Raw genomic sequence first — 26,830 nt, 5'->3', positions numbered from 1 at the left:
AATGACAATGCAATTAAACCCTACAAAAGTTTTTAAACTTGATTTAAGTAATGAAAATATTGAAGAGCTTATCGGTAAAGCTAAATTAATCAAAGCTATTATAAACGAAATTCCAAAAGATGAGGTAATAAAAAATAAAGATGAGTTTATAGCTTTTAGCAATGAATTAAATGAACTTTTAGAGGATATAGACGAAATTTTGATGAAAAGATATATAAAACTACTTGATGATTTGTTTGAAGCAGTAAATGCTATTATAGAGCTTATAAGCGATAAATTAGGAGAATATGCAGTCAAAGATATAATTATTAAACCTGCTAATGAAAAGATAGATAAAGAAGAAAGTTTTATAAGTTTAGATGAGGTTTATGAGGCTTTAAATGAAAATTGAAATATCAAAATCTGCTTTTAAGCATTTACAAAAGATAAATAAAAAAAATCAAAAAATAATACTTGATAAATTAAAACTACTTGAAAAGTATCCAGACACTCCAAATATTAAGAAACTTACAAATTATTACCCGCCTTATAGATTTAGAGTTGGTAATTATAGAGTGCTTTTTGATATAGAAAATGATATTATTAAAATAATCAGTATCAAACACAGAAAAGAGGCTTATTAAATATCCTCAACCTTATCTTTAAACTTTTTTAATTTCTCAATTATCTTATCTTTAAATGCAGGGGGAGCATATTGAAGCAATTCACATATCTCTTTGTCTTTTGGGTCGGTTGGTTGATTTGAATGTAAAAATATAGCTCCTGTTTCTAACTCAATTTTAAACTCTTTTATAGTTTCTTTTATAACAGGTTTACCTTGTGTAATTAGCTCTTCTAATGTTTGTTTAATAGATGGAAATATTTTTTTCAAATATTCTTCATCTTTATCGTAATAATAAATAGATGTAACGATGCCTATTGGAGGAATATAATTAAAACATTTATTAAACGAATCAAAATTTTTTAAAGCCTTTTGAAAAAAAGGAAATTTTTCTTTTTCATAAAACTCTTTTGGATTAAATTTTTTTAAAGCTGATAAAAGTAATATTTCAAATCTAATATTAGATAAAAATTCTACTTTTCTTTGTTCTAAATCTTTTTCATATGAAATTATAAAGTTCTCTTTTTCTTTTTCATCAATTTCAAGATTAGTTCTAAAATTTTTCAGAAATTGTTGTTTATTTGTAATAAATTCTATAACTTCTTGTTGTTCGAAATAACTTTGATTAATAAGTCTTTTTTTTAAATTTATAGATTTTGTCATATAATCTGTATCTAAAATAAAATCTGTATTAAAAGTATTTTGTAAAATTTTTAATATAAATAATTCATACTCGTCATAATCTAAATCGAAAAAATATAGGATTTCTCTTAATTTTGAAGAGAAAAAGGAAATTTTATATTCATATTTATCATATTCATCAATTTCACTCAAATGAAATATTTCATTATTAAATCCAGCCAATGCACAAATACCTAATATATATTTAGTTTTATGATTAAAATCTAATTTACCTTTTTCATATTTTTCAATTGCAGAAGAAGATACCTCTAAATAGTTAGCTATTTTTTTTCTACTATATCCTAAATCTTTTCTCAGTTTTTCTAAAAATTCATTTTTTTTCATAATCACTCCTCATATATGTGTTTTATTCTTTACATTAATGTAAAATTTAACTATAATACTTTTACAAATGTATGATAGCAAAAAACATACCACAACTAAAAGGAGGCAAAAAATGAATTTCAACACAATACCACAAGAGGACTTAGAGAGAGTAATTATCAAAATAGTAAAAAGTGCAGTAGCAAAAGAGTGGTTAAGTCCAGAGGAGTTAGAAGCAGAGTATGGTATTAGTATTCACGCTCAAAATAGAATGAGAATGAATAGAAAAATTCCATACAGCAAAATAGGCAAATACGTAAGATACAACAGAAAAGAGATAGACAAATGGCTAAAAGAACACGAAATTCCAGCAATGGCTCAATAATGATTAGATGGGATTTACTTGCAAATGATAGAGTAATTGAGTGTATCGATAAGCTCTTAAATGGTGAAGTTATTAGTCAAATTAGCAATAGTTGCTCTCTTAGCCGAGTTGCAAATATTGTATGTGAAATTAGAAAAGTTATCGGCTTTGATGGAATTGTAAATATTCCACTTGGTATTGGTAAGTTGCAAGGTTATAAATTAGCAAATGATGATGAGGTTAAACATAGGTTAGTTAAGCTAAAAGATGAGATTATAAGTAAACAAAGAGGCAAAAGCCTCTAAGGGTATCAAATCAAAAACAACAATGAAATTATATCAGAAAGGGTATCAAATGAAAAACACAAAAAGCATAATTTTAGACAGCGAGTATATAGTTAGAGATATAGAGGGCGTTGGTATGTTACTTCAAAGTATTAGTCGTGGTTTACTTGATGATGGAATAATTGGAATGAGGGAATATTTAGCAATGCAGGTATTAGTTGATAAACTGCTTGAAGATATTGCACCAAGAACTAATGAGCTAATACAAGCAAGTTATTCATTTTTAAAGGCAGAGAGATGAAAAGATTAAGCCAGCTAAAAGAAAAAGTAACCTCAGCATTACAGGAATATAACTTAACTTTTGAAGAAGTGTCAGTTTTAGAGTTTACAGGTAAAGAATGGATTACGTTGCAAAAAGGTTGCAGTGATGAGGTTTCAATAATGCTAATAGATGGAAAAATCAAACTAATAAAATCACTATAAGGAGTTAAACAATGGAAACAATAGCATTAAATGACAAATTATTTAATTTAGTAGATATTGCTAAAAGTTATACAGAAGTTGAGGTAATTAAGGCAGATGATAGAAGTGTAACTATTTATCTTAAAGAATTTGACCTTAAATATAGATTATTTGATTTTGATTGGTATTTTATAGAGGCTTTAAGAATTATGTTTTTAATATCAGTAAAAGATGGTTACGCACATTTTACAGATGATTATCATCTATTCAGTGGTTATGAGTTACATAGATTAAGAGATGCAATAAGAGAAGATTATAATCATTTAGGTGGAATATATACAAGATACTTTTTTGACCCAGAAAATGAAAATTCTATAAAAGACATTATCGAATATAGAGACGTTAGGGCTTATTGTGATTTTATAAATATAGCTACCTCTTTTTAAAGGCAAACTAATGAACTATAAACAAATAGCTAATAGATATTTAGATGCTGAGATTATTAAAAAGCCTATCTATTCAGAAGAGCAGTTAAAAAACACTATCGGAGTTAACCTCTCCGAGCTTAGGCATTTATGGATATTTAGCAGTCAAAACAATTTCAAAAAAGCAGTTGAAAATCTTATTCACAATGATGTGAAAATTGATTTTAAGTCAGCAAATCAAAGGAGATAAACAATGATGATTAAAGTGTTTAAAAATATTGAGTTTGGAGATATTAGAGTATTAAAAGATGAAAATAATGAGCCTTGGTTTGTAGCAAAAGATGTATGTGAGATTTTAGGATTAAGCAATATTACAGAGACTTTAAAAAGAGTTGATGAAGCAGACCTGACTTCAGTTAAACTTAACTCAGGTGGTCAATTAAGAGAATTTAAAATAGTAAATGAGAGTGGTTTTTATCAAATTATTTTTATGAGTAAAAAAGAAAGTGCAAAGAAATTCAAACGCTGGGTAACAAGTGAAGTGTTACCAGTAATTAGAAAGTATGGGGCATATATAGAACCTCATACCCTGCAGAAAATGATTACAGACCCTAATTTTACCAAATCATTATTAGAAACACTATATCAGGTAGAACTTGAAAAGGAAAAACTTGAAAAAAAAGTAACACTATTAAGCCATACTAAAAAGACTTATACAGCCTCAGAAATAGCAAAAGAATTAGGTTTTAAAAGTGCAAACGAGCTAAATAAAAAACTTCAAGAATTAGACATTCAATATAAAGTCAATGGAACTTGGGTATTAACTTCAAAATATTCAGATAAAGGATACACAGAGACAAAACAGGGATTAAAAGCCAATGGATTACCAGTATATTATCCACGATGGACGCAAAAAGGCAGAGAGTTTTTAATTGAATTATTTTCATCTCTTAACGAAACAGCCTCTTGATGAGGTTTGTTTTATCCATACTGCAAAAGACTGCATTATACATAAGACAAGTCTATTAAAGGAGACATATGAAAACAGAAATTAAAATCTATCATTTAGGTGAAAATGTTTATCAAATAGAAGCAGGTAAAAAAGCCATCGTATTACCTGCTAAAAACGAAGCAGAAGCTATCAAAAAGGCTTGCAGGTATTTTAGTATTAATTGCAATGAATTAATCGTTACAACCTCATCTAAAGGCAAATAATGAGAGATTTTGCATTGATACCAATTAAGCCACTTTTTGAACTTCTTAGTGATTATAACAAAAATAAGCCAAAAAATAAACAAATTTGGCTTGACGCTAATGATATGGTTATTTTTGATTATATAGCTCAATTTTGCTTATCAGATAATGAAAAGATTAAACAAAATAGAATTGTAGTTGATGGGGTGGAATATACTCATATAGCTTATAAAAATATAATTGAAGATAATCCTATTTTACCTTTTGAAAGTAAAAGAAACTTAATAAGAAGTTTAGAAAAATTAGAATATATAGATTTAATTAGAAAACAAGTATATAAAAAAAATGGGAATAAAACTTATTTTACCTTAGGACAATTTAGTCAATACCTATTGACAAATCTGTCTATAGGGTATAGACAAAAAAGTGATAACCCTTTAGACAAAAATGTCAATAGCCTATCGACAAATTTGTCACATAATAGAAATATAAATATAGATACTAATAATAGAAACAAAAAAATAGAAAAAAAAGATAGTCCTATATATATAGGCTCACTCTCATTTTTTGAAAAGAAATTTTTAAGAGTAATTTTCAACTTACGAGATTTATTTGAGAACAATAACTTACCAGCATATAAAGAGAAGAAATATTTTGAAACTTATAAACAACTTATAAGACAAGGTTACAAAGAAGAAGACATTTTAACTGCTATATATGCAAGAGTTTATAAAGCTCATTATGATAATGTAGATTTAGATAAATATTTAGAAACTCTATCTAATCCTAATTACTTTAAAAAATCAATAGACCAGCTTATTATGGAAATAAATTATAACGTCCAAAATATAATAGACCTTTATTCAATCTCAAAAGAAGAAGCTATTAATGAGTATTTACCTAATTTATTTATTAGATATTGCTATAATGAATATAACGATTACATTCACTATTTAGACATAATCAAATTTGAAGATAAAATAGAAAAACTTTACTACTTAGAAGATATTGAATATCACATCTATTTGATAACTAAGTTTTTAGCTAAATATGAACTTCATCTTTTTGATGGATTTAGAAGCTCAATTTTAAAAAATGCAAAAGAGAATATTGCTTATGACAATTTAATTAAACGAATACTATATTCACTAATCTATTTTGAAGACAATGAAGATTATGATTTATTAGAAGATTATACAGCATTACCAAGAATGGTAGAGTTATTTAATGATAGACTTGCTACTTTAGAAATTGATTTGAGTTTAGAAGAAATTATTCAAGAACTTGAAAAGAGAAATCCTCTTAATTGATTTTCTCTTTTGATTACCAACGATACTCTAATGCAGTTGATAGCTTTTTGGGATTTAACACAATTAGGGGGAGATGATGAGGTTTAAAGTTATTGGTTTAGTTGATAGTTTTTCTTTTAACGAATGCTATTTAAAATGTATCTCTAATTTTGCGAGAAACCTATCATATTTTAACGAATAACTTTTTTAAGTATAGTAGATAGCTAAGAGGGATAAAAATCACTTACAATTGATTTAAAAAAAAGAAAGAAGTAACATTCCAATAAATAAAGCTGGTAATGAAGTAATAATTAGAAAGTTTATCGGGTCAGTAGATAGAAATTTAAAAAAAATATTAAGTATGAATAATATAAAAATACCAATTGTATATGCAAAAGAGAATTCATATTTTTCTTTTAATTCTTCTAATGAATAATTAGATGTTTCAAAAATTTTATTGTATAAAACAAATCCAATAACTATGCTTATTGGAAAAATGAAAATATAATCGATAATGGATACTATTATTGCAATCTCTATATCATCATTTAGACCATCTAAAAAAGTTGAATTATAAAAAAACAACAAAGCTAATAAAATGTTAGTTATAAATGTAATTAAGAATTTCATATGTTAATTGTAACAAATGGGTCCTGCGTAAGCAAAACTTTTTTTGCGGACACTTTCGACCGCAAATTTCACACACACAAAGTGATTTTTTTAGGTTTCAATATTTCAACAATGGGAAACTGACTATTTATGGTTGTAATTATAAAGTATTTTTGAAACTTAGGAGGTAAAATGGCTGGAAAAATTATTTTTTAAAGGCTTTAATGGTTTACACAATGGTTTTTAATAAAATTGCTAATATTATCCTTTTGCAAGTCATTTAAAAAATAAATTTTAAAAATAATTATGTAAATTTGTAAACTCAAAAAAAACTTTATAAGTTAGTAAAAATTGGGGTCAAATGCACCCGCACTAAATGAAAGTTTTTAGAAGAACCTATAAACTTGCTGGGTCCTATGGGCAATTTATGGTGTTGCGGTGGTCGCCAACCCCAGTTTCCACACACACAAAGTTTAAAAAAAAGTGGTTGACAAATTTAGTTGACAAAATTATCTAAAAGTATTGATATATCGGATTTTTTAAGAATGTAGATTTTGTCAACTACTATGTAAACTGGTTGACAAAATGGTTGACAAGTTGACAAAAGGAGTAAAATGGAGTTAGTATCACAAAACCAGTTAGCAAAAGAACTAAAAATTAGCAGACAATATATAAGCAAATTAGTAAAAAAAGGAGTTTTTGATAACTGCTTTGAGGGTAAAAAATATTAGAATTAGTAGTTACTCTAATCTTTTGAGATGATGGGCTATATCAAAATTATCAGCCTTTAAAAGGAACATCGGTCGTCCAACCACGAAAAAACAAAATCTAATTTTAGGGGGGGTGGGGGTATATAGTTATCCAACAGGTAAATAAAACTAAACAGCTTTTAAAAGATAATAGAACTTTTTTAATTTCAACAAAAGTCAATAAATCCCACACTATAAAAAATTTGACAAAAGTTTACATTAAAAAAAATTAGTTTAATTTTCTTATTTAACATAACCTACTTAAAATTTTGATTAGAAAAATACTTAGAAGTCGTAACCCAAGTCGTAACCTTTTGAATTTTAAAGTCTTTAAAACATCGAATTTATGGGGATTTTGATGGTAGTGAGGGGGAGACTCGAACTCCCGACCTCCGGCTTATGAGACCGGCGCTCTAGCCAGCTGAGCTACCCCACCATCTGTGGATTGAAATGATAATAAAAAATAATCTTAATGTCAAGAGGGATATTAAGATAATGAAGAGACTTACTTCAGACAATTTGCAAAATAAAATAAGTTTATCTGACCAACAATTACATAAAGGTATGAGTTTTTAGTTATAAAATAAAATTTTTTAAATATACTAGTTTATTTACATTTTGTATAAGTTACATAAAGTAACAGTATAATAAGAAAGTGAGAATAAAATTATTTTCAAATAGATAAAATGCTATAATAGGTTAAATAAACATTAAAAAAGGAGAAAAAATGAAATTCTTAAAAACCGCATTAAGTTTAACATTACTTGCAAGTATTGGTTTTGCAGCTGAGTATGTTATTAAATTTTCTCATGTTGTATCTCCAAATACTCCAAAAGGAAAAGCGGCTGATTATTTTGCAAAAAGAGTAGAAGAATTGTCTCATGGAAAAATAAAAGTAAAAGTTTTTCCAAATGCACAACTTGGTAAAGATAAAGTAATTCTTAGAAAGATGAAGTTTAATACAGTTCAAATGGCAGCTCCAAGTTTTTCAAAATTTACTGGACTTGTGCCGCAACTTGGACTATTTGACTTACCATTTTTATTTAAAGATGAAAATCATCTGCATAAAGTATTAGATGGAGAGGTTGGGAAAAAACTTCTTGATATGGTTACAAAAAAAGGTTATGTAGCACTTGCGTATTGGGATAATGGATTTAAGCAAATGACAGATAGTAAAAGACCACTTATTAAACCAGAAGATGCTAAAGGACTTAAATTTAGAGTAATGAGTTCAAAAGTATTAATAGAACAATTTAAAGCGCTTGGTGCCATTCCAGTAGTATTACCATTTAGTGAAGTATATTCAGCTCTTCAACAAGGTGTAGTAGATGGACAAGAAAATACAATATCTAATATTTATACAAAAAAATTTTATGAAGTCCAAAAATATATGACTATGACAAATCATGGATATCTTGGATATATGGTAGTTATTAGTAAAAAATTTTGGAACAAATTGCCAAATGATTTGAAAAATGTTATCAAACAGGCTATGAAAGAAGCAACTGAAAAAGAGAGAATTTGGGCAAAAGAATTGAATAATGAACAATTAAATAAAATTAAAGAATATGCTAAAAAAACAGTAAAACTTCAAATAGATTATTTAACACCAAAAGAGAGACTTGCATGGGAGAAAAAACTAAGAACTATTTATCCTAAATTTTATAATACAATTGGGAAAGATTTAATTGAAGCCGCTATAAAAGCTGGGGAATAATTTGGAGGGTTTTTCCTCTTAAAGGATTGATTTTTGAAGCTTGAAAAAATAATTATAGGGATTACAGTTTTTTTTATTTCTTTTTTAATTGCTGCTGGGGTGTTACTTGCTTTTATAAATGTCGTAGCAAGATTTGTATTTAATGAAGGAATTGATTGGGCTTTTGAGCTTACTAGTTATCTTTTTATTTGGTCTGCAATGTTTGGGGCTGCTTATCTTTTTAGAATAGGTGGTAATATAAGAGTTACAATACTTATTGATTTATTGCCAAAAAGAATTTCAAAATTAATTATTATTTTAGTTGATTTGATAATTTTATTTTATTTATTATTAGTGGCATATTTTGGATATTTATTTATATTTGACCCTGATTTTGGAATTAAGATAAGTGGTGAGATTAGTGTAGATTTGAATATACCTATTTGGTATATTTACTTAATATTACCGTTAAGTATGATAATTGCTGCTATATTAACAATTTACAAATTTATTGAAGATATTAAAACATCAGCGGATAAAATAGTAAGAAAAAGTGAAATTGAAATAATTATAGAAGAAGTAAAAGAAAATGTAGGAGAAATTAAGTGATAGTTGTAACTTTATTTATACTTTTTTTTCTATTTTTAATATTAAGTGTGCCTGTAGCAGTGGCATTAGGGCTATCTACTATGATTACAGCTTATATATTTGAGGGAAAAGATATTTTGATTGATTTAGCTAGCAATCTTTTTTCTCAGCTTGATAAATACGCTCTTATGGCAATTCCAATGTTTATTTTAGCAGGAAATCTTTTAAGTAAAGGAGGGAGTGCTAAAAGGATAATTGATTTTGCTAAAGCATTTGTAGGACATTTACCAGGTGGGCTTCCAATAGCAGCTATTTTTGCGAGTATTGTTTTTGCTGCAGTTTCAGGTTCTTCACCTGCTACAGTTGCTGCAATTGGTTCTATTATGTTTGGAGCAATTATGAATGCGGGATACCCAAAAACTTATGCCATAGGAACTATAACAACTGCTGGTAGTTTAGGCATACTTATTCCTCCTAGTATTGTTATGATTATTTATGGTGTAACGGCTGAACAAAGTATTGGTAAATTATTTATGGCTGGAATAATTCCCGGGCTTTTAATAGGTTTTATGTTGATGGCAGTAACATATTTGGGAGCAAAAAGGCTTGGATTTAAAAAAACAGCACCTGCTAGCTGGAAAGAAAGATGGCAAAAATTTAAAGAGTCTTTTTGGGCATTAATGACTATTGTAATTATTATAGGTGGAATTTATGGAGGTATATTTACTCCTACAGAGGCTGCAGCTGTTAGTGCTATATGGGCACTTTTTGTTTCTTTATTTATATATAAAGATATAAAAATAAAAAATTTAGGAGAGATTTTTTTTGAGAGTGCAAAAACGAGTGGAATGATATTATTTATTATTGCTAACGCCTCAATGTTTGCTTACTTTTTAACTATTGAAAACGTTCCTCAAATGTTGACTGATATAGTAGTTGATATGCATCTAAATAAAGTAATGTTTTTAGTAGCAGTAAATATAATTTTATTAATTGCTGGAAACTTTATGGAACCAAGTTCTATTATTATGATTATGGTGCCTCTTTTGTTACCTATAGCTACAATGCTTGGTATTGATCCAATTCATTTTGGTGTAATTATTACTATAAATATGGAACTTGGAATGTTAACACCACCTGTAGGGTTAAATCTATTTGTAGCTAGTGGAATTACCGGAGAGTCTATAAAGGAAGTTGTAAAATCGGTATTTCCTTGGTTTTTTGTGCTGCTAGTTGGACTTTTGTTAATTACATATATCCCAGAAATTTCATTATGGTTACCAAATACAATGATGAAGTAGTATATAGCAATTAACTATTTGTATATTAGTGTATTAGTAATTGGTGTTTTTTCTTTTTTATTGATATTACACCAATCCTAAAAAACAAATTGACATTTTTATCCCTTATCCCTCTTATCCTAAACTCAGAAAAATGGATAAGTGGTAAGGGGTAAGAATGTAAGAATAATTTGTAGGTATGGTATTATATCAAACTTCATTTAATATCTTATACCAAAGACACTGACTAAATATTGGTTTAATAAGTATTAGATTTTGGACTACAGATTTTGGATTTTGAGAATTTTAATCTAAAATCTATAATCTACTACAAATACCATTCCAATATAATTGAACGCTAAAAAATTTTACAAAAACACCATAAATTCGATATTTTTTATTTTTTTCAATTTTCAATCGGCATTAATATGAGCATATATTTTTAATAAACTTTAGTGTTTTATACTCATTTTTCTTTAAAATTTTTATAAATTTTCTTGACATATTATATGTTTTATTATATAATTCCACCAGTTAAATTAACTTTATAAAAAGGAGGCGGAAATGTTTAGACCTATTGGACTTAGAGTCTTAGTAGAAAGATTAGAAGAAGAAGCTAAAACTGCAAGCGGGATTATTATTCCAGATAATGCAAAAGAAAAGCCACTTGAAGGAAAAGTAGTTGCAATTTCAAAAGAAGTTGAAGAAGATGAAAACTTACCAATTAATGTAGGGGATACTGTAGTATTTGCTAAATATGCTGGTACTGATATAACTATTGATGGAAAAGAATATCTTGTCTTAAATACAGATGATATTCTAGGAAAAATTGAAAAATAATTAAAGGAGGGGAGCTATGGCAAAAGAAATCGTATATAGTGATGCAGCAAGAAATGAATTACTTGCAGGAGTTGAAAAGTTAGCTGATGCTGTTAGAGTTACAATGGGACCAAAAGGAAGAAATGTATTACTTCAAAGAAGTTTTGGTGCTCCACACATTACTAAAGATGGTGTAAGTGTTGCAAAAGAAATTGAATTAAAACATCCAGTAGAAAATATGGGAGCACAACTTGTAAAAGAAGTTGCAAGTAAAACTGCTGATGAAGCAGGTGATGGAACAACAACCGCTACAGTTTTAGCTCATGCAATTTTTAAAGAAGGTCTAAAATACATTACCGCTGGTGCGAATCCAATTGCTGTTAAAAGAGGTATGGATAAAGCAGTTGATGCAATTATTGAAGAGCTTAAAAAAATGAGCAAAACTGTTGAAAATAAAGAGCAAATTGCTCAAGTTGCAACAATTTCAGCAAACAATGACAGAAAAATTGGTGAGCTTATTGCAGAGGCAATGGATAAAGTTGGAAAAGATGGAGTTATTACAGTAGAAGAAGGAAAATCTCTTCAAGATGAACTTGAAGTAGTTGAAGGTATGCAATTTGATAGAGGATATTTAAGTCCATATTTTGTAACAAATCCAGATAAAATGGTAGCTGAATATGAAGATGCGTATATCTTATTATACGATAAAAAAATTAGCAATATGAAAGATTTATTACCATTACTTGAACAACTAGTTCAACAAGGCGGAAATAAACCATTATTAATTATTGCTGAAGATGTAGAAGGTGAAGCACTTGCAACTTTAGTAGTTAACAAACTAAGAGGTGTATTAAATGTAGTAGCTGTAAAAGCACCAGGATTTGGTGATAGAAGAAAAGCAATGCTACAAGATATCGCTATTTTAACTGGTGGTCAAGTAATTAGTGAAGAACTTGGAAGAACACTTGAGGGAGCAACACTAGCAGATCTTGGACAAGCTGGAAGAATTGTAGTTGATAAAGAAAATACTACAATTGTGGATGGAAAAGGTGATAAAGCAGCTATTGAAGCAAGAATTAATCAAATCAAAAAAGAAATTGAAGAAACTACAAGCGATTATGATAGAGAAAAATTACAAGAAAGACTTGCAAAACTAAGCGGTGGAGTTGCTGTAATTAAAGTAGGTGCGGCTACTGAAACTGAAATGAAAGAGAAAAAAGATAGAGTTGATGACGCACTAAGTGCTACAAAAGCAGCTGTTGAAGAAGGTATTGTAATTGGTGGTGGAGCAGCTGTACTTAAAGCTGCTAAAAACATTAATGTAGAATGTGAAAATGATGATGAAAAAATTGGTGTAGAAATTGTTAAAAAAGCTGTAAAAGCACCAATTAAACAAATTGCAGAAAACGCTGGATATGAGCCAGGAGTTGTTGCGCTAAGAGTAGAAGAAGCTGATGAAAACACAGGATTTAACGCAGCAACTGGTGAATATGTAAATATGTTTGAAGCTGGAATTATTGACCCAACTAAAGTTGAAAGAATCGCTCTTCAAAATGCAGTAAGTGTAGGAGGACTTTTACTTACAACTGAAGCTGCTGTAACAGAAGAGCCAAAAGAAGAAAAAGCACCAGCAGGAGGAATGGGAGGAATGGGCGATATGCCTATGATGTAATTCTTTCTCCCCTTTTTTATTTAAAAAATATATATATCTGACACTAAAATTTATCAAAATTTAAAACACTTTTTTATTAAGTGATTTTGTTACTCTTACATTTTTGTAATAATTTAATTTTAATTTTTTCAATATAATTTACTAATTTGATTATGTAATTTGCAATTTTAAGAAAGCCTAAATTTTAGGTAATTTTTAATTCTCAGATTACTTGGAATTTGGAACTAATTTTCTATTCTTCATTCTCAACTCTCAATAGATATTATACCAATTCCAAAATACCTAAGAACTTATATATAATAACTTTATGAGAGTAGATTTGGGTTGATAACAGATGTAGGAAGGAAATGGACAGCAAAAGGAATAAAGCCAATAATATCATATCAACAGAAATATGAATATTTTTATTTATATCAAGCAACAGATATAAAAAGTGGAGAAGATTTTTCAATGTATATGTCACATTTAGATAGTATTTGTTTTAATGAATATTTAAAAAACTTAAGTGAAAAATTTAGAAATGATAATATAGTTTTAATAATGGATAATGCGAATTTTCATAAATCTAAAAAACTTGATATTCCAAAAAATATAAAAATTGAATATCTTCCTCCATATTCGCCAGAGTTAAATCCACAAGAGAGAAGATTTGAAGATATAAAGAAATTTTTAAAAAATATAATATTTAAAACAATAGAAGAATTAGAAAAAAAGTTGAAGAAATTTTACTTTCATATACAAGTGAGCAAATCAAATCTGTAGTTTCTTATAAATATATTATAAAGGCAATGAATATATGAGAATTGGTATTAGCTTTCTATCTTCACCACTTTTAAGTAATATAGACAAGTTTTTAACTTTTAATTGGTATTAATAAGTTTTGGTATAATCTAAATTATATATTTATAATGAAAGGCTTTTATGAAAATATCATTAGTATTAAGTGGAGGAGGAGCTAGAGGATATTGTTACATAGGGGTTATAGAAGAATTGAAGGCATATGGATTTGAAATTGTTAGTATTTCTGGGACTTCAATTGGTGCTGTTATTGGGGCAGTTGAAGCTTGTGGCAAGCTTGATTTATATAAAGAATGGGTAATGAGTTTTGATTTTTTGGATATTTTTAAATTTTATAAACTACCTTTTAAGTTAGACGGAAATAAAATATTTCATAAATTAAAAGAAATGGTTGGAGATTATAAAATAGAAGATTTGCCTATTAAATATACAGCAGTTGCTACTGATTTGACTAAAAAAAAAGAAATTTGGTTTCAAAAAGGTGATTTGTGGCAGTCTGTAAAAGCATCAAGTGCAATTCCTGGTGTATTTGAACCTGTAAAGATAAACGGGAGAGTATTAGTTGATGGAGGAGTTTTGAATTTAATGCCTGTTGCACCTGTTATGAGTGATATGAGTGATATGATTGTAGCAGTTAATTTATATGGTGATGAAAAAATAATAGATATAAAGATACCTTATGAAATTAAAAAAAGACAAAATATTTTAGAAGAAGTGTGGAAAAAAATCTTTAGTAATAAAGAAGATGTTGTTACCCAATCAATTAATTTAATGATGGAAACTATTTTTAGATATAGATGTGCTGAGTACAAACCTGATATTGAAATAAAAATTCCTCAAAATATAGCAAAATGGTTTGATTTTCATAAAGCTCCTGAATTAATAGAAATAGGAAAAGTAATCACAAAAGACACTTTAAAAAATGCTAAAAAACAGGGTATAATTACAATGTAAAATGGAAATTGAGAATGGAGAATTGAAAATTAAAAAGGAAAAAAATGCAAAAAATATATACAAAAAATGCTCCTGAAGCAATTGGTCCATACTCTCAAGCAATTAAGATAGGAAATATGATTTTTACATCAGGGCAAATAGCACTTACATCGAGTGGAAATTTTTTAGATGTTGATGTAAAGACTCAAACTACTCAAGTTTGTGAAAATTTAAAAGCTGTTCTTGAAGCAGCAGGAGCTAGTCTTAAAAATGTTGTAAAAACTACAATATTTTTAGATGATATTAATAATTTTGCAGCAGTTAATGAAGTTTATGGTAAATATTTTGAGCATAAGCCTGCAAGAAGCACAGTCGCAGTAAAAGAACTGCCAAAAGGTGCAAAAGTTGAGATTGAGTGTATAGCTGTTGTAGAGGATTAAACTTAAAGAAAGCTTAATTTAAGTTTACTTTAAGAAATGACTGGTAATATTTCATCCTAAAACCAGAGTAAAGGGTTAAAATATGTATGCAATTATTAAACATGGTGGTAAACAATATAAAGTAAATGTTGGGGACGTTTTAGACCTTGATAGAATTGAAGGCGCAGAGCCAAAACAAACAATTGAAATTGATGAAGTTTTATTAGTAAAAGCAGATGAAACAAAAATAGGAACTCCTCTTGTAGATGGAGCAAAAGTAGTTTTAGAAGTAATTGGAAACTATAGAGGTAAAAAAGTTATTATTTTCAAAAAAAGAAGAAGAAAAGACTCTAAGAAAAAAAGAGGTTTTAGAAGAGATTATACAAAAGTTAGAGTAAAAGAAATCGTAGCGTAAGGAGCAGAAATGGCACACAAAAAGGGACAAGGGTCAACTCAAAATAACAGAGACTCAGCTGGTAGAAGACTTGGCGTTAAAAAATTTGGTGGAGAATTTGTAAAAGCTGGAAATATTATTATTAGACAAAGAGGAACAAAAGTTCATCCAGGGAATAATGTAGGAATTGGGAAAGATCACACAATTTATGCTTTAATTGATGGATATGTAAAATTTGAAATTAAAGATAAAAACAGAAAAAAAGTTTCAGTATACCCTACAAAAGATTAATTCTTTCTCCCCTCTACTTTTTTAATATTTTGATAAAATATCAGATAATTTGTTGATTTGTTATTGGTGTATTGGTTTATGAATTTTTATACCAATAAACTAATAACTAATATACTTATACTAATATACAAGGTGGGATAATGTTTGTTGATAATATCAAACTAACCGTTAAATCAGGAAAAGGTGGGGCAGGGTGTGTTAGTTTTAGAAGAGAAAAGTTTGTTCCAAAAGGCGGACCTGATGGTGGAGATGGGGGAAAAGGTGGAGATGTAATAATTGAATGTGATAATAATACTAATACACTCTCTCATTTTAAAGGTAAGAAACTTCTTAAAGCTAAAAATGGTCGTCCAGGAGAAGGTAGAAAAAAACATGGAGCAAATGGAGAAGATTTAGTACTTAAAGTACCACCTGGGACTATTATAAAAGACGCAAATACGGGTGAAGTTTTGCTTGATATGAAATATCATGGAGAGAGAAAAGTATTGCTTGAAGGAGGAAAAGGGGGCTTAGGAAACTGGCATTTTAGGGGGCCAAGACAGCAAGTACCAAGATATGTTCAGCCGGGTGAGGAAGGAAAAGAACTTGAAATAGTAATGGAACTTAAGCTTATTGCAGATGTAGGTCTTGTAGGATTTCCAAATGCTGGAAAATCAACTCTTATAAGTGCACTTAGTAATGCAAAACCAGAAATTGCAAATTATGAATTTACAACCTTAACACCAAAGTTAGGTGTTGTGAAGATTGATGAGTTTAGAAGTTTTGTAATGGCTGATATTCCAGGAATTATTGAAGGAGCACATATAGGTAAAGGTCTTGGATTTGAGTTTTTAAAACATATAGAAAGAACAAAAATTATTCTTTTTATAATAGATTTAGCATCATTTAGAGACCCTGTATATCAATTTAAAACACTTCAAAAGGAACTTAAAAATTATAGTGAAAAGCTCTCATTTAGAGACTATGCAATTGCACTTAATAAAATAGACGCAGTAGATGTAAATAAAGCACATGAGTTTTTTGAAAAATTAAATATTACACCAACAGAGCCAAAATATGGAGCAAGTGAAGAGTATCCTTGCTATTTTGATAAAAATACATTTGTATTGCCTATAAGTGCAGCAGCTAGAATTAATCTTGAGAGTCTTAAATTTGTACTTGCTGATATGGTAGAAAGAAGTAAAGATGAAGAGACTGGTATTTAAAGTAGGGACTGCTACTTTATATGAAAATGGACGTCTAAGTCATAGAATGGATAAAATTGTAAAGCTTTTAGCTAAGCTAAATGAAGATTATGAAGTTTTGCTTGTTAGTTCTGGTGCAGTAGGAGCCGGATATACAAAGTGTCCTCTTGATAAAAGCTATCTTGAAAACAAACAAGCTCTTGCTGCTATTGGACAGCCTCTTTTGATGAGAGAATATAAAGAGAGATTTAATAAGTATAATATTACTGTAGCTCAAGTTTTAGTAACAGCAGCTGATTTTGATAGTAGAAAGCGTACAGAAAATGCAAGAAAAATGATTAATGTTTTGCTTGAAAATAAAGTAATTCCTATTATAAATGAAAATGATTCAGTATCAGTTGAAGAGATAATATTTGGAGATAATGATCAATTAAGCGCATATGTCACGTACTATTTTGATGCAGATGTACTTTTTATTATAAGTGACATTGATGCATTTTATGACTCTAATCCAAAAATTAATAAAAATGCGAAGCCAATTAGTTTAGTTGAGGAAATTAAAGATGAATGGTTAAATCAGGAATGTAATCCAAATGATTCTTTTGCAACAGGAGGAATTGTAACAAAACTTAAAGCTGCTAAGTTTTTAATGGAAAGAGGAAAACCTATGTTTTTAACAAGTGGTAGTAATCTTGAAACTATTGAAGAGTTTTTAAAAGGAAATCAAATAAAAGGAACGTTATTTAGACCTAAGGAGGTCGTATGAAAGTAGTTACAACAAATAGAAAAGCTTATCATGATTATGATATTTTTGATAAGTATGAAGCAGGAATTGAGCTTAAAGGAAGCGAAGTAAAGGCACTGAGAGCTGGAAGAGCAAATCTTAAAGATAGTTTTGTTAAAATAAAAGATGGAGAAGCATGGTGGGTTCAGGGACATATTAGTAACCTTGATACAACTTATTCTGCTTTTAGACATGATGAAAAAAGACCAAGAAAACTATTGCTTCATAAAAATGAGATAGCAAAATTAGCAGGTTATACAAGTGAAAAAGGATATACATTAGTTCCGACTAAAATTTATTTTAATAATAAAAACAAAGCTAAACTAGAAATTGCTGTGGCAAGAGGTAGAAAACTTCACGATAAAAGAAGAGTGATGAAAGAAAAAGAATTAGCAAAAGAGGCAAGGGCTGCTATGAAAAGATATGGATTTTAAAGTTAAAAGTTAAAAATGAAAAGTGACAAAAATTAATGGTTAGTTTCAATATAATTTTTCATTTTTCACTTTTCATTTTTTTAAGGTCTTCTAAAACTAAAGCAGCATGACCTTTTGCTTTTACTTTTTTGTATTCTTTTACAATTTCTCCTTCAGGATTAATGATAAAAGTAGAACGAATTACCCCTTCATATTCTTTTCCATACATTTTCTTTTTGCCCAATGCTCCATACTCTTTTAATACTTGTTTTTCTTCGTCACTTAGAAGTGTTATTTTTAGGTTATGTTTTTCAATAAAGTTGCAATGTTTCCTAGGGCTATCAGGACTAATTCCTATAACTATTGCTCCAAGATTTTCGAAATCATCTAATAGCTCACTAAATTCTTTTGCTTCTATAGTACAACCAGGAGTATTGTCTTTTGGATAAAAATATAAAATTATCCATTTGCCTTTAAGGTCTCTAAGACAGATTTCAATTCCATCTTGATTTGGTAAACAAAAATCAGGTGCTTTATGCATTATTTTTTCCTTTTTGTTAAATTATATCAAAAATATGCCGATATGCTCCAAAATGATTTTTATTAAAAAGGAGCGTTAATGCTTAATTTCATCAATAGAATACCTTTGAAGTTTAAGGTATTAATCATTGTATTTATGTCAATTGTAATGGTTTCTTATTTTGTTGGAGAAAGGGTTTTAAAACATTTCGATTTTATTGCAAAAAAAGAAAAACTTACAGAACTTATTACTCTTAGTGAAAGTTTAAGTAGACTTATTCATGAAACTCAAAAAGAAAGAGGAGCTAGTGCTGGATATATAGGTAGTCATGGCAAAAAATTTAGAGAAATTTTGTTACAACAAAGAAGACTAACAGATAATAAAATTCAAGAGTATAAGTCAGTATTAGCTAAAATTGATTTAAATAAATATCCTGCAGAATTTAAAGCTGCAATATATACACTTAGCGGGTATCTTAATGAACTTGACCAAATTAGAAAAAAGGTGGATAGTTTTCAAATTTCTGTCAAAGAAGAAGTTAACTGGTATTCAAGTATGAATTCTCATATTCTTAGAATTATTGGTATGAGCGCTACTTTTGCTCCTAATAGGCAAATATCAATGGATTTAGCTGCTTATACTTCATTTTTAAAAGCAAAAGAAAGAGCAGGAATTGAAAGAGCAGTACTTAGTGCAACATTTGGAGCAGACAGATTTATTGGTAAGATGTATACTAAATTTATTAAACTTGTAGCTAAACAACAAGCTTATATTGATGACTTTTTAACTTTTGCAAATAAAGAAATGAAAAAGATGTATTTTGAAGTTATTAAAGATCCTTCATTTGCAGAAGTTCAAAGAATGAGAGATATTGCTATTTCAAATCATAAGACAGGAAATTTTAATGTTGATCCTGAATATTGGTTTAAAACAATTACTAAAAAAATTAATGCTTTAAAACGAATTGATGATAGAATAGCACAAATTATAAAAAAAGATTTAAGTTATGTTAAAGATCATGCAATACAAGATGTAATTGTTGGTACTATATTAATTGTAATAATTATTATTGTTTCTTTTATGATAGTAAGATCATTTAGTATTCAAATTGGTAGTCTAAAAAATCTTATTTTAATGATAGCAAGAGATAAAGATTTATCTATTGATATAAGAATTTACGAAAAAGATGAGTTTGGAGAAATTAGAAAAGCTCTTAGAGATTTTATCAATTCACTACATGATGTAATGCTTAGTGCTCATAGTAGTTCACTTGAAAATAAACAAGTGACAACAAATCTGAAAAATTCTTTTAATAACATTACTACTAATATTCAAAATGAAGCAAATATTGTAACTGAGGCTTCAAAAAGTGCATATGATATTAAGGAAAAACTAACAAGTGAAGCAGAAAGTTCAAATGAAGTAAAAGAGTCAATTCTTGAAGCTAATGATTCACTAAAAGCGGCTATTGAAATTATTGAAGAGACAATGAGAAATATTGAAACGAATGCTGAAAATGAAAATGAACTTGCAATTAAATTACAACAACTTTCTCAAGATGCAGAGCAAGTTAAAAGTGTATTAACTGTTATTCGTGAAATTGCAGATCAAACAAATCTTTTAGCATTAAATGCTGCAATTGAAGCTGCAAGAGCAGGTGAACATGGAAGGGGATTTGCAGTTGTTGCAGATGAGGTAAGAAAACTAGCTGAGAGAACTCAAAAAAGTCTTGGAGAGATAGATGCTACAATAAATGTAATAGTTCAAGCAATTAACTCTGCAAGTGAAGATATGAATAAAAATATTGAGAATGTAAATAGAGTCACTCAAAAAACATCAGAAGTTCAAGAGAATATAGAACAAGTTTCAACTAAGATGAATGAAGTTGTAGAAAAAGTTGAAATAAATGTAGAAGAAATTGAGAAAATTGTAAAAGTTATGCAAGAATTTATTACAAAAATGAAAGAAATTGAAAACTTATCAGAAATAAATAAAGAGAATGTGGTTAAAAATCAGTCTTATGTTGAAAGAATTGCAAAACTTGCAGATAAGCTTCTTAAAGAGATTAGTCAATTTAAAATCTAATCTTCTTTTTTGTTTTTTTAATAAATAGTATTTTTGCTTCTATGACTAGTATTAGAATCAGACACTTATTAAATATTTGCTCTTTTGTTACCAATTCTTAATTAGTTAGTTACTTTATAAATGTTTAAAATTTCCTTAATTTCAATACTTTTCATCATTTTCCATTGTCCATTTTCCATTGTCAATTGGTATAATTATTTATACTGTACTCGAAATAAAAGTTTCGAAATAAAGTTATTTATTTTATTAAATATACATTTTATAATAAATAAAATGTAATTAGGTTTGTTTTTTAATATTGAAAGTAAGTAATGAAGTAGGATTATAATACCAATTCCAAGATGTTTAGACACTTCAGTATAATAAAATTTAGTTAATCAAATACAACCAATTAAAGCATATACTTCTATTTAAAAACTATGACTATATTAGAATTGGTATAAAAGTATTTTATTAAAAAAGAAAAAGAGCTTAAATAGCTCTTTTAAATTCTGGGTATGCTTCAATACCACATTCTTTTACATCAAGTCCTTCAATTTCATCTTCTTCATCAGCTCTAAAAGGAATAATTTTATTAATTATATAAATAAGAATAAATGATGAAATAAATGCAAAAACACCTACTACTATTACTCCTTTTATTTGAGCTGCTAAACTTACTCCAACTCCGAAAATTCCAGTAGCAATAGTACCCCAAATACCATTTACTAAATGTACAGATAAAGCACCTACTGGGTCGTCAATTTTTAATTTATCAAAAAAAGGTACTGCATAGAATACAAGAGCTCCTCCAATAGCACCAATTATTAAAGCATTCATTGGACTTACTACATCAGCACCAGCAGTAATTGCTACAAGTCCTCCAAGAGCACCATTTAAAATCATAGTAATATCGAATTTTTTATAAGTTAAATAACTTAAGATAAATACAACAAGTCCACCAATAAGTCCTGCGTTATTCGTATTCATAATAACAAGAGCTACAGTATCGGCATTTTCTTTGCTTGAAATGCTTCCAACACTTCCTCCATTAAATCCAAACCATCCTATCCATAATAAAAATGCACCTAATACTACTAATGGAATGTTACTTGCTGGTATTACTTTTACTTTTCCATCTTTTGTGTATCTTCCTTTTCTTGCTCCAATAATTAAGATAGCAGCAAGTAATGCCCAAGCACCAGTTGAGTGTATAACAGTTGAACCAGCTAAGTCATGCATAGCTGAAATATCAAAAAAACTTCCACTTAAAATATTTGCACCCCAAGTCCAATTTACTACAAGAGGATATATAAGTCCTGCCATAAAAACTGTAAAGATTGCAAGAGGAACTATTTTTGTTCTTTCACTAACTCCCCCACTCATAATATTAACAGTTTTTCCAACAAATGCCATTTGGAATAGAAAAGCAGCATACATACTCATACTTGTGCCATCCCATCCACCAAAAGCAAGAGTATATCCCCAGAAGAAAAATATTAAACTTGCAACTATATAAATCATAGTATTTACAGTTAAAACAGTTGTTACATTTTTTGTTCTAACAAGACCTGCTTCAAGCATAGCAAAGCCAGGAACCATTAAAATAATCAATGTAAACGCAAATAATGCGAATAAAGTATCAACTACCCAAGCCATATCCATTATCACTCCTTTAATTTTTCATTTTTTACTTGGAACTTACCTACTTATATAGCCTCTTCATCCTCTTCACCAGTTCTTATTCTAATTGCTTTTTCTATTGGTAATATAAAAATTTTTCCATCACCAATTTTCCCAGTTCTCGCACTTTTTGTAATAGCTTCTACAACGTTATCTACTTCATCATCTTTTACTATTAGTTCAATTTTAATTTTTGGTAAAAAATCTACTACATACTCTGCACCTCTGTATAATTCAGTATGGCCTTGTTGTCTTCCATGTCCTTTTACTTCACTAACTGTAATACCAGTTATTCCAATTTCAAATAAAGCTTCTTTTACATCATCAAGTTTAAATGGTTTGATTATAGCTTCAATTTTTTTCATAATTTTCTCCTTTTTTTGTTTTATAAATGTAATAGTAGTATAAAAAAAGTAAAAAAAAAGAAAAAGAAGTGATTAACTTTTAAGCAGTATTTAAAACAATGGGAAATATTTATAAGAGTCTCACAATCATTTTGTATATATTTGCAACAATTTAATATTATTGGTTATAAAGGTATTAAAGGTATTAAATTTGTAACCTCTACTAACCTTTAAACCTATACTGACAAAAGTTTTTATGTGCTTATCTTAACTTTTTGAATTAAAAGTTTTGCTTTTTCTAGTGCATCTTTTGAAGTTTTACTACTTACTAGCAATACTCCCATTCTTCTTCCAGGGTGAGATTCTGGTTTTCCAAATACAATAAATCTAGAGTTACTGCTAAACACTTCAGGGGCAATCTCAAACTGAGGAGTATATGAATCTTTGTCAGCTTTAAAAGCTGCACTAGCCCCAGGTGTTAAAAATTCAAACCCAAGAGGTAAATTTAAAACAGCTCTTATATGAAGTGCAAATTCACTTTGAGATTGAGTAATAAGAGTAACAAGTCCTGTATCATGTGGGCGAGGACTTACTTCACTAAAATATACCTCATCTCCTTTTACAAACATTTCAACTCCAAAAATTCCTCTACCACCAAGTCCTTCAACAATTGTTTTTGCAATATGCTCTGCTTCTTTCAAAGCAGTTTCATTCATTCTCATTTCTTGCCAAGAAAAGATATAGTCCCCGTCTTTTTGAATATGTCCAATTGGTGGACAAAACACTATTTCACTATCGTTTTTTGCAGTAAGTAGAGTAATTTCATAGTCAAAATCGATAAATTCTTCTACAATTAGTTCATCAGCATTACCTCTTGCATCTGTTTTTGCAGACTCCCATGCATTTATTACTTCTTCTGGAGATTTTACAATACTTTGACCATGACCAGATGAACTCATAATTGGTTTTACAACTACAGGGTATCCTAATTTATCACAAGCTTTTTTTAAATCTTCATAGGTTGATACAAACTCGTATTTGCTGGTTTTAAGACCTAGAGTCTCAGCTGCAAATACACGAATGTTTTTTCTATTCATTGTTTTATTTACAGCTTCTGCATTTGGTATTATATGAATCCCTTCCTTCTCCGCTTCAAAAAGAGCATCAATATTGATTGCTTCAATTTCTGGCAAAACATATGTTGGTTTTTCTTTTCTGATAACTTCAAGGACTTGTTCTTTATCTTTCATATCAATAACATAGCTTTTTTGAGCTACTAGGTGTGCAGGAGCATTTGGATATCTATCAACTGCAATTACTTCACATCCTAGTCTATTTGCTTCAATAGCCACTTCTTTTCCAAGTTCACCTGATCCAAGAAGCATAATTTTTATAGAATTAGATTTTAAAGGAGTAGAAAGCTTCATTTTATTCCTTTTTTCAAAAATTATACCATTTTTTGATATATATCAAAGTCAAATATCTATAAAGAAGGTATACTTCGATAAAAAAAGGGGTTTTATGAGGTTGAGTGAGCTTAATATTGATGATATGGGAATTATTAAAAAAATTTATGCAAAAGAACCTTTAAAAAGTAAACTTTTATCTATGGGGTTTGTAAAAGGTGAAAAAGTAAAAGTAGTTAAACATACTTTGGCAAAAAATACATTTGATGTTGAAGTTGCTAACACAAATATTGCTTTAAGAGAAGAAGAAGCAAAAGAGATAGAAGTAGAAAAATTACCGAGTTCTAAGTAGCCAAGTTCCAAAGTTCTAAGTGAAAATAGAAAGTAAGAAATTAAAGGGATAAAATGAAAGAAATTAAAATAGCTCTTGTTGGTCAGCCAAATGTTGGGAAAAGTCATCTAATTAACTCAATTGCAGGTGCGACTTTACATGTTGGAAATTTTTCTGGTGTTACAGTTGAAAAAAAAGAAGTTGAGTTTATTAGAGATGGTTTCAAATTAAAATTAATTGATTTGCCTGGGACTTACTCACTTCATCCTTATACCCCTGAGGAGAGAGTTACAAAAGAGTTTTTATTAAACGAGGAGTATGATTTAATTTTAAATGTAGTAGATTCAAATCAACTTGAAAAAAACTTAACTTTATCTTGGCAAGTGGCAGATTTAGGTAAACCTATGGTAGTGGCTTTTAATATGTATGATGAATATGCAAAAAATGGTGGAGAGATTGATACAGATAAATTTTTTAAACTGACTAGTATTAGAGCTCAAAATGTTTCAGCTAAGGAAAATTTTGGACTTGAAGAGTTATTTAAAAAAGTTATAATGACTTTCAAACAAAAAAATATCCCAAGAGTATATTTTTCAGAAATAGTAGAAGAGGAAATAGAAAATCTAAAGTCAAGAATAAAAGATTGTGTATTTTCAAAAAGATTTGTAGCAATTAGACTTATTGAAGATGATGAAGATATTTATAAAATAGTTCATGAAAAGCCTTGGTATAGTGAAATTTTAGGACAGCTTAAAGCTTCAAAGGACAGATTAAGAATAGAATATGATGAAGATGATACGAAAACTATTATGTTTGAGGAGAGGTTTGCTCTTGCAAAAGGCATTGTAACCCAAATAGCAAAAAAAGCAAGACGTGAGACTTTAACAGAAAAAATAGATAAGATACTCATACATCCAGTCCTTGGGCTTCCTATATTTTTATTTATTATGTGGGCAATTTTTCAAGCTACTTTTAGCATTGGGTCTGTGCCAATGGATTATATTGATTCAGCTTTTAATGCTTTTGGTGAATGGATAGGGGGATTCTTACCTGATGGAATTATTAAAAATGCTATTACTGCTGGGGTTATCCCTGCGGTTGGTGCAGTTGTTATGTTTTTACCAAATATTTTAATTCTGTTTTTAGGGATAAATCTTCTTGAACAAACAGGTTATATGGCAAGAGCTGCTTATGTAATGGATGGGGTTTTAAAAAGATTTGGGCTTCAAGGTAGAGCTTTTATTCCTTTAATTAGTGGATTTGGATGTTCAGTTCCTGCTTATATGGCAGCAAGAACGCTTAAGAATCCAAAAGATAGACTTATTACTATGCTTGTTATTGGATTTATGAGTTGTGGGGCAAGACTTCCAGTATATACAATATTGGTGGGAGCATTTTTTGCTCCAGAAATTCAGGGTAATGTGATGTTTGCTATTTATATTGGAGGAGCACTTACTGGTCTTATAGTTGCTAAAATTCTAAGAATAACGTTATTTAAAGGTGAATCAGAACCATTTGTAATGGAACTTCCTAAATACAGATTCCCAAAAATAAAAGCAATTCTATTTGATTCATGGATTAAAACAAAGATGTATCTAAAAAAGGCTGGGACTTTTATTGCAGCTGCAAGTTTAATTATATGGTTTTTAAGTTCATTTCCAAGAGCAGATATTGAAAAAGAATACACTATAAAAATAGAACAATTAAAAGATGAGCATAAAAAAGAAGCACTTAAGAGTGGAATGCAAAGAGAAATTTTAGAAAACTCATATTTAGCTCAACTTGGAAAAACAATAAATCCAATTTTTGAACCTCTTGGATTTAGTTGGAGAGAGAGTGTTTCAATAATTGCAGGTCTTAGTGCAAAAGAAGTAATAGTTTCAACTATGGCTGTTTTATATAACACTGATGGTGATAATTCAAAATCACTTATGCAAAAATTAAGAACAACACTACCTTTTTATGCAGCAGTTGCAATAATAATAATTGTAATGTTTTATTCTCCATGTATTGCTGCAATGGCAACATTTTGGACTGAGGTTCCTCAGTGGGCTTGGAGAACTTTTTATACTATATATCCTAATGTTTTTGCCTATCTTGCGGCACTTTTGGCAGTTACGCTTATCAAACTTTTTTCTTGAATTTCTTTTTTCTCACTTTTATTTTAATTTAAATTTATTGTGGTATTATTACAAATTAGATATGACAAACATACTTCTATGTCATTTA

Annotated in this window: 32 protein-coding genes, 1 tRNA gene and 1 pseudogene; 27 read left to right on the top strand and 7 right to left on the bottom strand. The window is 28.8% G+C overall.

What is annotated here, in order from left to right:
• Nucleotide 1: 1 nt before the first annotated feature.
• On the top strand, nt 2–391 hold the full coding sequence (locus ACYQ1U_RS05495) for a hypothetical protein (RefSeq protein ID WP_459885148.1): 390 nt from the start codon (nt 2–4) through the stop codon (nt 389–391).
• Nucleotides 381–623: a type II toxin-antitoxin system RelE family toxin gene (locus ACYQ1U_RS05490; RefSeq protein WP_459885146.1), complete on the top strand. Its 243-nt coding sequence runs from the start codon at nt 381–383 to the stop codon at nt 621–623. Before ACYQ1U_RS05495 ends, ACYQ1U_RS05490 begins: the two co-directional genes overlap by 11 nt.
• Here the strand turns inward: ACYQ1U_RS05490 and ACYQ1U_RS05485 are convergent.
• Nucleotides 620–1,627 (bottom strand): helix-turn-helix domain-containing protein, encoded by a 1,008-nt coding sequence (locus tag ACYQ1U_RS05485; RefSeq protein ID WP_459885144.1) that lies wholly within the window; start codon nt 1,625–1,627, stop codon nt 620–622. The two genes, ACYQ1U_RS05490 and ACYQ1U_RS05485, sit on opposite strands and share 4 nt — an antisense overlap.
• A 112-nt stretch (nt 1,628–1,739) precedes the next feature.
• Here ACYQ1U_RS05485 and ACYQ1U_RS05480 point away from each other — a divergent pair, with 112 nt between their 5' ends.
• The 9 genes from ACYQ1U_RS05480 (at nt 1,740) to ACYQ1U_RS05440 (ending at nt 5,645) form a co-directional block, all read left to right on the top strand.
• Nucleotides 1,740–1,991 carry a helix-turn-helix domain-containing protein gene (locus ACYQ1U_RS05480; RefSeq protein ID WP_459885142.1) on the top strand — a complete coding sequence of 84 codons (252 nt, stop codon included), beginning with the start codon at nt 1,740–1,742 and terminating at the stop codon, nt 1,989–1,991.
• The gene (locus ACYQ1U_RS05475) at nt 1,991–2,275 is read left to right on the top strand and encodes a hypothetical protein (protein WP_459885140.1); all 285 of its coding nucleotides are present in this window, start codon (nt 1,991–1,993) and stop codon (nt 2,273–2,275) included. The genes ACYQ1U_RS05480 and ACYQ1U_RS05475 overlap by 1 nt, the downstream gene beginning before the upstream one ends.
• Before the next feature lie 49 nt (nt 2,276–2,324).
• Entirely contained in the window at nt 2,325–2,555 is a 231-nt protein-coding gene (locus ACYQ1U_RS05470) for a hypothetical protein (protein WP_459885138.1), read from the top strand.
• Nucleotides 2,552–2,737 (top strand): hypothetical protein, encoded by a 186-nt coding sequence (locus ACYQ1U_RS05465; protein WP_459885136.1) that lies wholly within the window; start codon nt 2,552–2,554, stop codon nt 2,735–2,737. Before ACYQ1U_RS05470 ends, ACYQ1U_RS05465 begins: the two co-directional genes overlap by 4 nt.
• 11 nt (nt 2,738–2,748) lie before the next feature.
• The gene (locus ACYQ1U_RS05460; RefSeq protein ID WP_459885134.1) at nt 2,749–3,162 is read left to right on the top strand and encodes a hypothetical protein; all 414 of its coding nucleotides are present in this window, start codon (nt 2,749–2,751) and stop codon (nt 3,160–3,162) included.
• Between the two features lie 10 nt (nt 3,163–3,172).
• The gene (locus ACYQ1U_RS05455; protein WP_459885132.1) at nt 3,173–3,391 is read left to right on the top strand and encodes a hypothetical protein; all 219 of its coding nucleotides are present in this window, start codon (nt 3,173–3,175) and stop codon (nt 3,389–3,391) included.
• 3 nt (nt 3,392–3,394) lie between these two features.
• Entirely contained in the window at nt 3,395–4,111 is a 717-nt protein-coding gene (locus ACYQ1U_RS05450; RefSeq protein WP_459885130.1) for a phage antirepressor, read from the top strand.
• Nucleotides 4,112–4,179: 68 nt separating this feature from the next.
• Nucleotides 4,180–4,356, top strand: coding sequence for a hypothetical protein (locus tag ACYQ1U_RS05445; protein ID WP_459885128.1), 177 nt, complete (start codon nt 4,180–4,182; stop codon nt 4,354–4,356).
• Complete coding sequence (locus ACYQ1U_RS05440; protein WP_459885126.1) at nt 4,356–5,645, top strand: hypothetical protein; 1,290 nt, start codon at nt 4,356–4,358, stop codon at nt 5,643–5,645. The genes ACYQ1U_RS05445 and ACYQ1U_RS05440 overlap by 1 nt, the downstream gene beginning before the upstream one ends.
• Before the next feature lie 234 nt (nt 5,646–5,879).
• On the opposite strand, the gene ACYQ1U_RS05435 is transcribed toward ACYQ1U_RS05440, so the two are convergent.
• Both ACYQ1U_RS05435 and ACYQ1U_RS05430 read right to left on the bottom strand, forming a co-directional pair.
• A complete protein-coding gene (locus ACYQ1U_RS05435; RefSeq protein WP_459885124.1) occupies nt 5,880–6,254 on the bottom strand; it encodes a hypothetical protein in 375 nt (124 codons plus the stop codon).
• Between the two features lie 1,087 nt (nt 6,255–7,341).
• Nucleotides 7,342–7,418: transfer RNA gene (locus ACYQ1U_RS05430), tRNA-Met, on the bottom strand.
• Nucleotides 7,419–7,709: 291 nt separating this feature from the next.
• Between ACYQ1U_RS05430 and ACYQ1U_RS05425 the strand changes: the two genes are divergently transcribed.
• The 13 genes and pseudogenes from ACYQ1U_RS05425 (at nt 7,710) to smpB (ending at nt 18,274) form a co-directional block, all read left to right on the top strand.
• Nucleotides 7,710–8,699, top strand: coding sequence for a TRAP transporter substrate-binding protein (locus ACYQ1U_RS05425; protein ID WP_459885122.1), 990 nt, complete (start codon nt 7,710–7,712; stop codon nt 8,697–8,699).
• Nucleotides 8,700–8,732: 33 nt separating this feature from the next.
• The gene (locus ACYQ1U_RS05420; RefSeq protein ID WP_459885120.1) at nt 8,733–9,287 is read left to right on the top strand and encodes a TRAP transporter small permease; all 555 of its coding nucleotides are present in this window, start codon (nt 8,733–8,735) and stop codon (nt 9,285–9,287) included.
• Entirely contained in the window at nt 9,284–10,567 is a 1,284-nt protein-coding gene (locus ACYQ1U_RS05415) for a TRAP transporter large permease (RefSeq protein ID WP_459885118.1), read from the top strand. Before ACYQ1U_RS05420 ends, ACYQ1U_RS05415 begins: the two co-directional genes overlap by 4 nt.
• Before the next feature lie 543 nt (nt 10,568–11,110).
• Nucleotides 11,111–11,386: a co-chaperone GroES gene (groES, locus tag ACYQ1U_RS05410; RefSeq protein ID WP_459885116.1), complete on the top strand. Its 276-nt coding sequence runs from the start codon at nt 11,111–11,113 to the stop codon at nt 11,384–11,386.
• Between the two features lie 16 nt (nt 11,387–11,402).
• Nucleotides 11,403–13,037, top strand: a complete 1,635-nt coding sequence (gene groL / locus ACYQ1U_RS05405; RefSeq protein ID WP_459885114.1) for a chaperonin GroEL — start codon at nt 11,403–11,405, stop codon at nt 13,035–13,037.
• Between the two features lie 321 nt (nt 13,038–13,358).
• Nucleotides 13,359–13,799: pseudogene (locus ACYQ1U_RS05400) on the top strand (IS630 family transposase); the annotation flags it as partial.
• 159 nt (nt 13,800–13,958) lie between these two features.
• A complete protein-coding gene (locus tag ACYQ1U_RS05395) occupies nt 13,959–14,789 on the top strand; it encodes a patatin-like phospholipase family protein (RefSeq protein WP_459885112.1) in 831 nt (276 codons plus the stop codon).
• A 44-nt stretch (nt 14,790–14,833) separates the two neighbouring features.
• Nucleotides 14,834–15,208: a RidA family protein gene (locus ACYQ1U_RS05390; RefSeq protein WP_459885110.1), complete on the top strand. Its 375-nt coding sequence runs from the start codon at nt 14,834–14,836 to the stop codon at nt 15,206–15,208.
• Between the two features lie 82 nt (nt 15,209–15,290).
• Entirely contained in the window at nt 15,291–15,602 is a 312-nt protein-coding gene (gene rplU / locus ACYQ1U_RS05385) for a 50S ribosomal protein L21 (protein WP_459885108.1), read from the top strand.
• Between the two features lie 9 nt (nt 15,603–15,611).
• Nucleotides 15,612–15,872: a 50S ribosomal protein L27 gene (rpmA, locus tag ACYQ1U_RS05380; protein WP_459885106.1), complete on the top strand. Its 261-nt coding sequence runs from the start codon at nt 15,612–15,614 to the stop codon at nt 15,870–15,872.
• Nucleotides 15,873–16,012: 140 nt separating this feature from the next.
• Nucleotides 16,013–17,077 (top strand): GTPase ObgE, encoded by a 1,065-nt coding sequence (gene obgE / locus ACYQ1U_RS05375; protein WP_459885104.1) that lies wholly within the window; start codon nt 16,013–16,015, stop codon nt 17,075–17,077.
• Nucleotides 17,058–17,822, top strand: coding sequence for a glutamate 5-kinase (proB, locus tag ACYQ1U_RS05370; protein WP_459885102.1), 765 nt, complete (start codon nt 17,058–17,060; stop codon nt 17,820–17,822). The genes obgE and proB overlap by 20 nt, the downstream gene beginning before the upstream one ends.
• A complete protein-coding gene (gene smpB / locus ACYQ1U_RS05365) occupies nt 17,819–18,274 on the top strand; it encodes an SsrA-binding protein SmpB (protein ID WP_459885100.1) in 456 nt (151 codons plus the stop codon). The genes proB and smpB overlap by 4 nt, the downstream gene beginning before the upstream one ends.
• Nucleotides 18,275–18,332: 58 nt before the next feature.
• On the opposite strand, the gene bcp is transcribed toward smpB, so the two are convergent.
• Nucleotides 18,333–18,794, bottom strand: coding sequence for a thioredoxin-dependent thiol peroxidase (gene bcp, locus ACYQ1U_RS05360; protein WP_459885098.1), 462 nt, complete (start codon nt 18,792–18,794; stop codon nt 18,333–18,335).
• A gap of 78 nt (nt 18,795–18,872) precedes the next feature.
• Between bcp and ACYQ1U_RS05355 the strand changes: the two genes are divergently transcribed.
• The gene (locus tag ACYQ1U_RS05355) at nt 18,873–20,858 is read left to right on the top strand and encodes a methyl-accepting chemotaxis protein (protein ID WP_459885096.1); all 1,986 of its coding nucleotides are present in this window, start codon (nt 18,873–18,875) and stop codon (nt 20,856–20,858) included.
• Nucleotides 20,859–21,329: 471 nt separating this feature from the next.
• Here ACYQ1U_RS05355 and ACYQ1U_RS05350 read toward each other — a convergent pair whose 3' ends face one another.
• From ACYQ1U_RS05350 to purT, 3 genes are all read right to left on the bottom strand, one after another.
• A complete protein-coding gene (locus ACYQ1U_RS05350) occupies nt 21,330–22,502 on the bottom strand; it encodes an ammonium transporter (RefSeq protein WP_459885094.1) in 1,173 nt (390 codons plus the stop codon).
• A gap of 44 nt (nt 22,503–22,546) precedes the next feature.
• Nucleotides 22,547–22,885, bottom strand: a complete 339-nt coding sequence (locus ACYQ1U_RS05345) for a P-II family nitrogen regulator (RefSeq protein WP_459885092.1) — start codon at nt 22,883–22,885, stop codon at nt 22,547–22,549.
• A gap of 233 nt (nt 22,886–23,118) precedes the next feature.
• A complete protein-coding gene (gene purT, locus ACYQ1U_RS05340; protein ID WP_459885090.1) occupies nt 23,119–24,291 on the bottom strand; it encodes a formate-dependent phosphoribosylglycinamide formyltransferase in 1,173 nt (390 codons plus the stop codon).
• 94 nt (nt 24,292–24,385) lie between these two features.
• On the opposite strand from purT, the gene ACYQ1U_RS05335 reads away from it, so the two are divergent.
• Together ACYQ1U_RS05335 and feoB are read left to right on the top strand one after the other, a co-directional pair.
• A complete protein-coding gene (locus ACYQ1U_RS05335) occupies nt 24,386–24,622 on the top strand; it encodes a FeoA domain-containing protein (RefSeq protein ID WP_459885088.1) in 237 nt (78 codons plus the stop codon).
• Nucleotides 24,623–24,675: 53 nt separating this feature from the next.
• The gene (feoB, locus tag ACYQ1U_RS05330; protein WP_459885086.1) at nt 24,676–26,742 is read left to right on the top strand and encodes a ferrous iron transport protein B; all 2,067 of its coding nucleotides are present in this window, start codon (nt 24,676–24,678) and stop codon (nt 26,740–26,742) included.
• Nucleotides 26,743–26,830 lie beyond the last annotated feature (88 nt).

Source organism: Caminibacter profundus, assembly GCF_054657155.1.
This window is presented reverse-complemented; position numbering and strand designations above follow the sequence as displayed.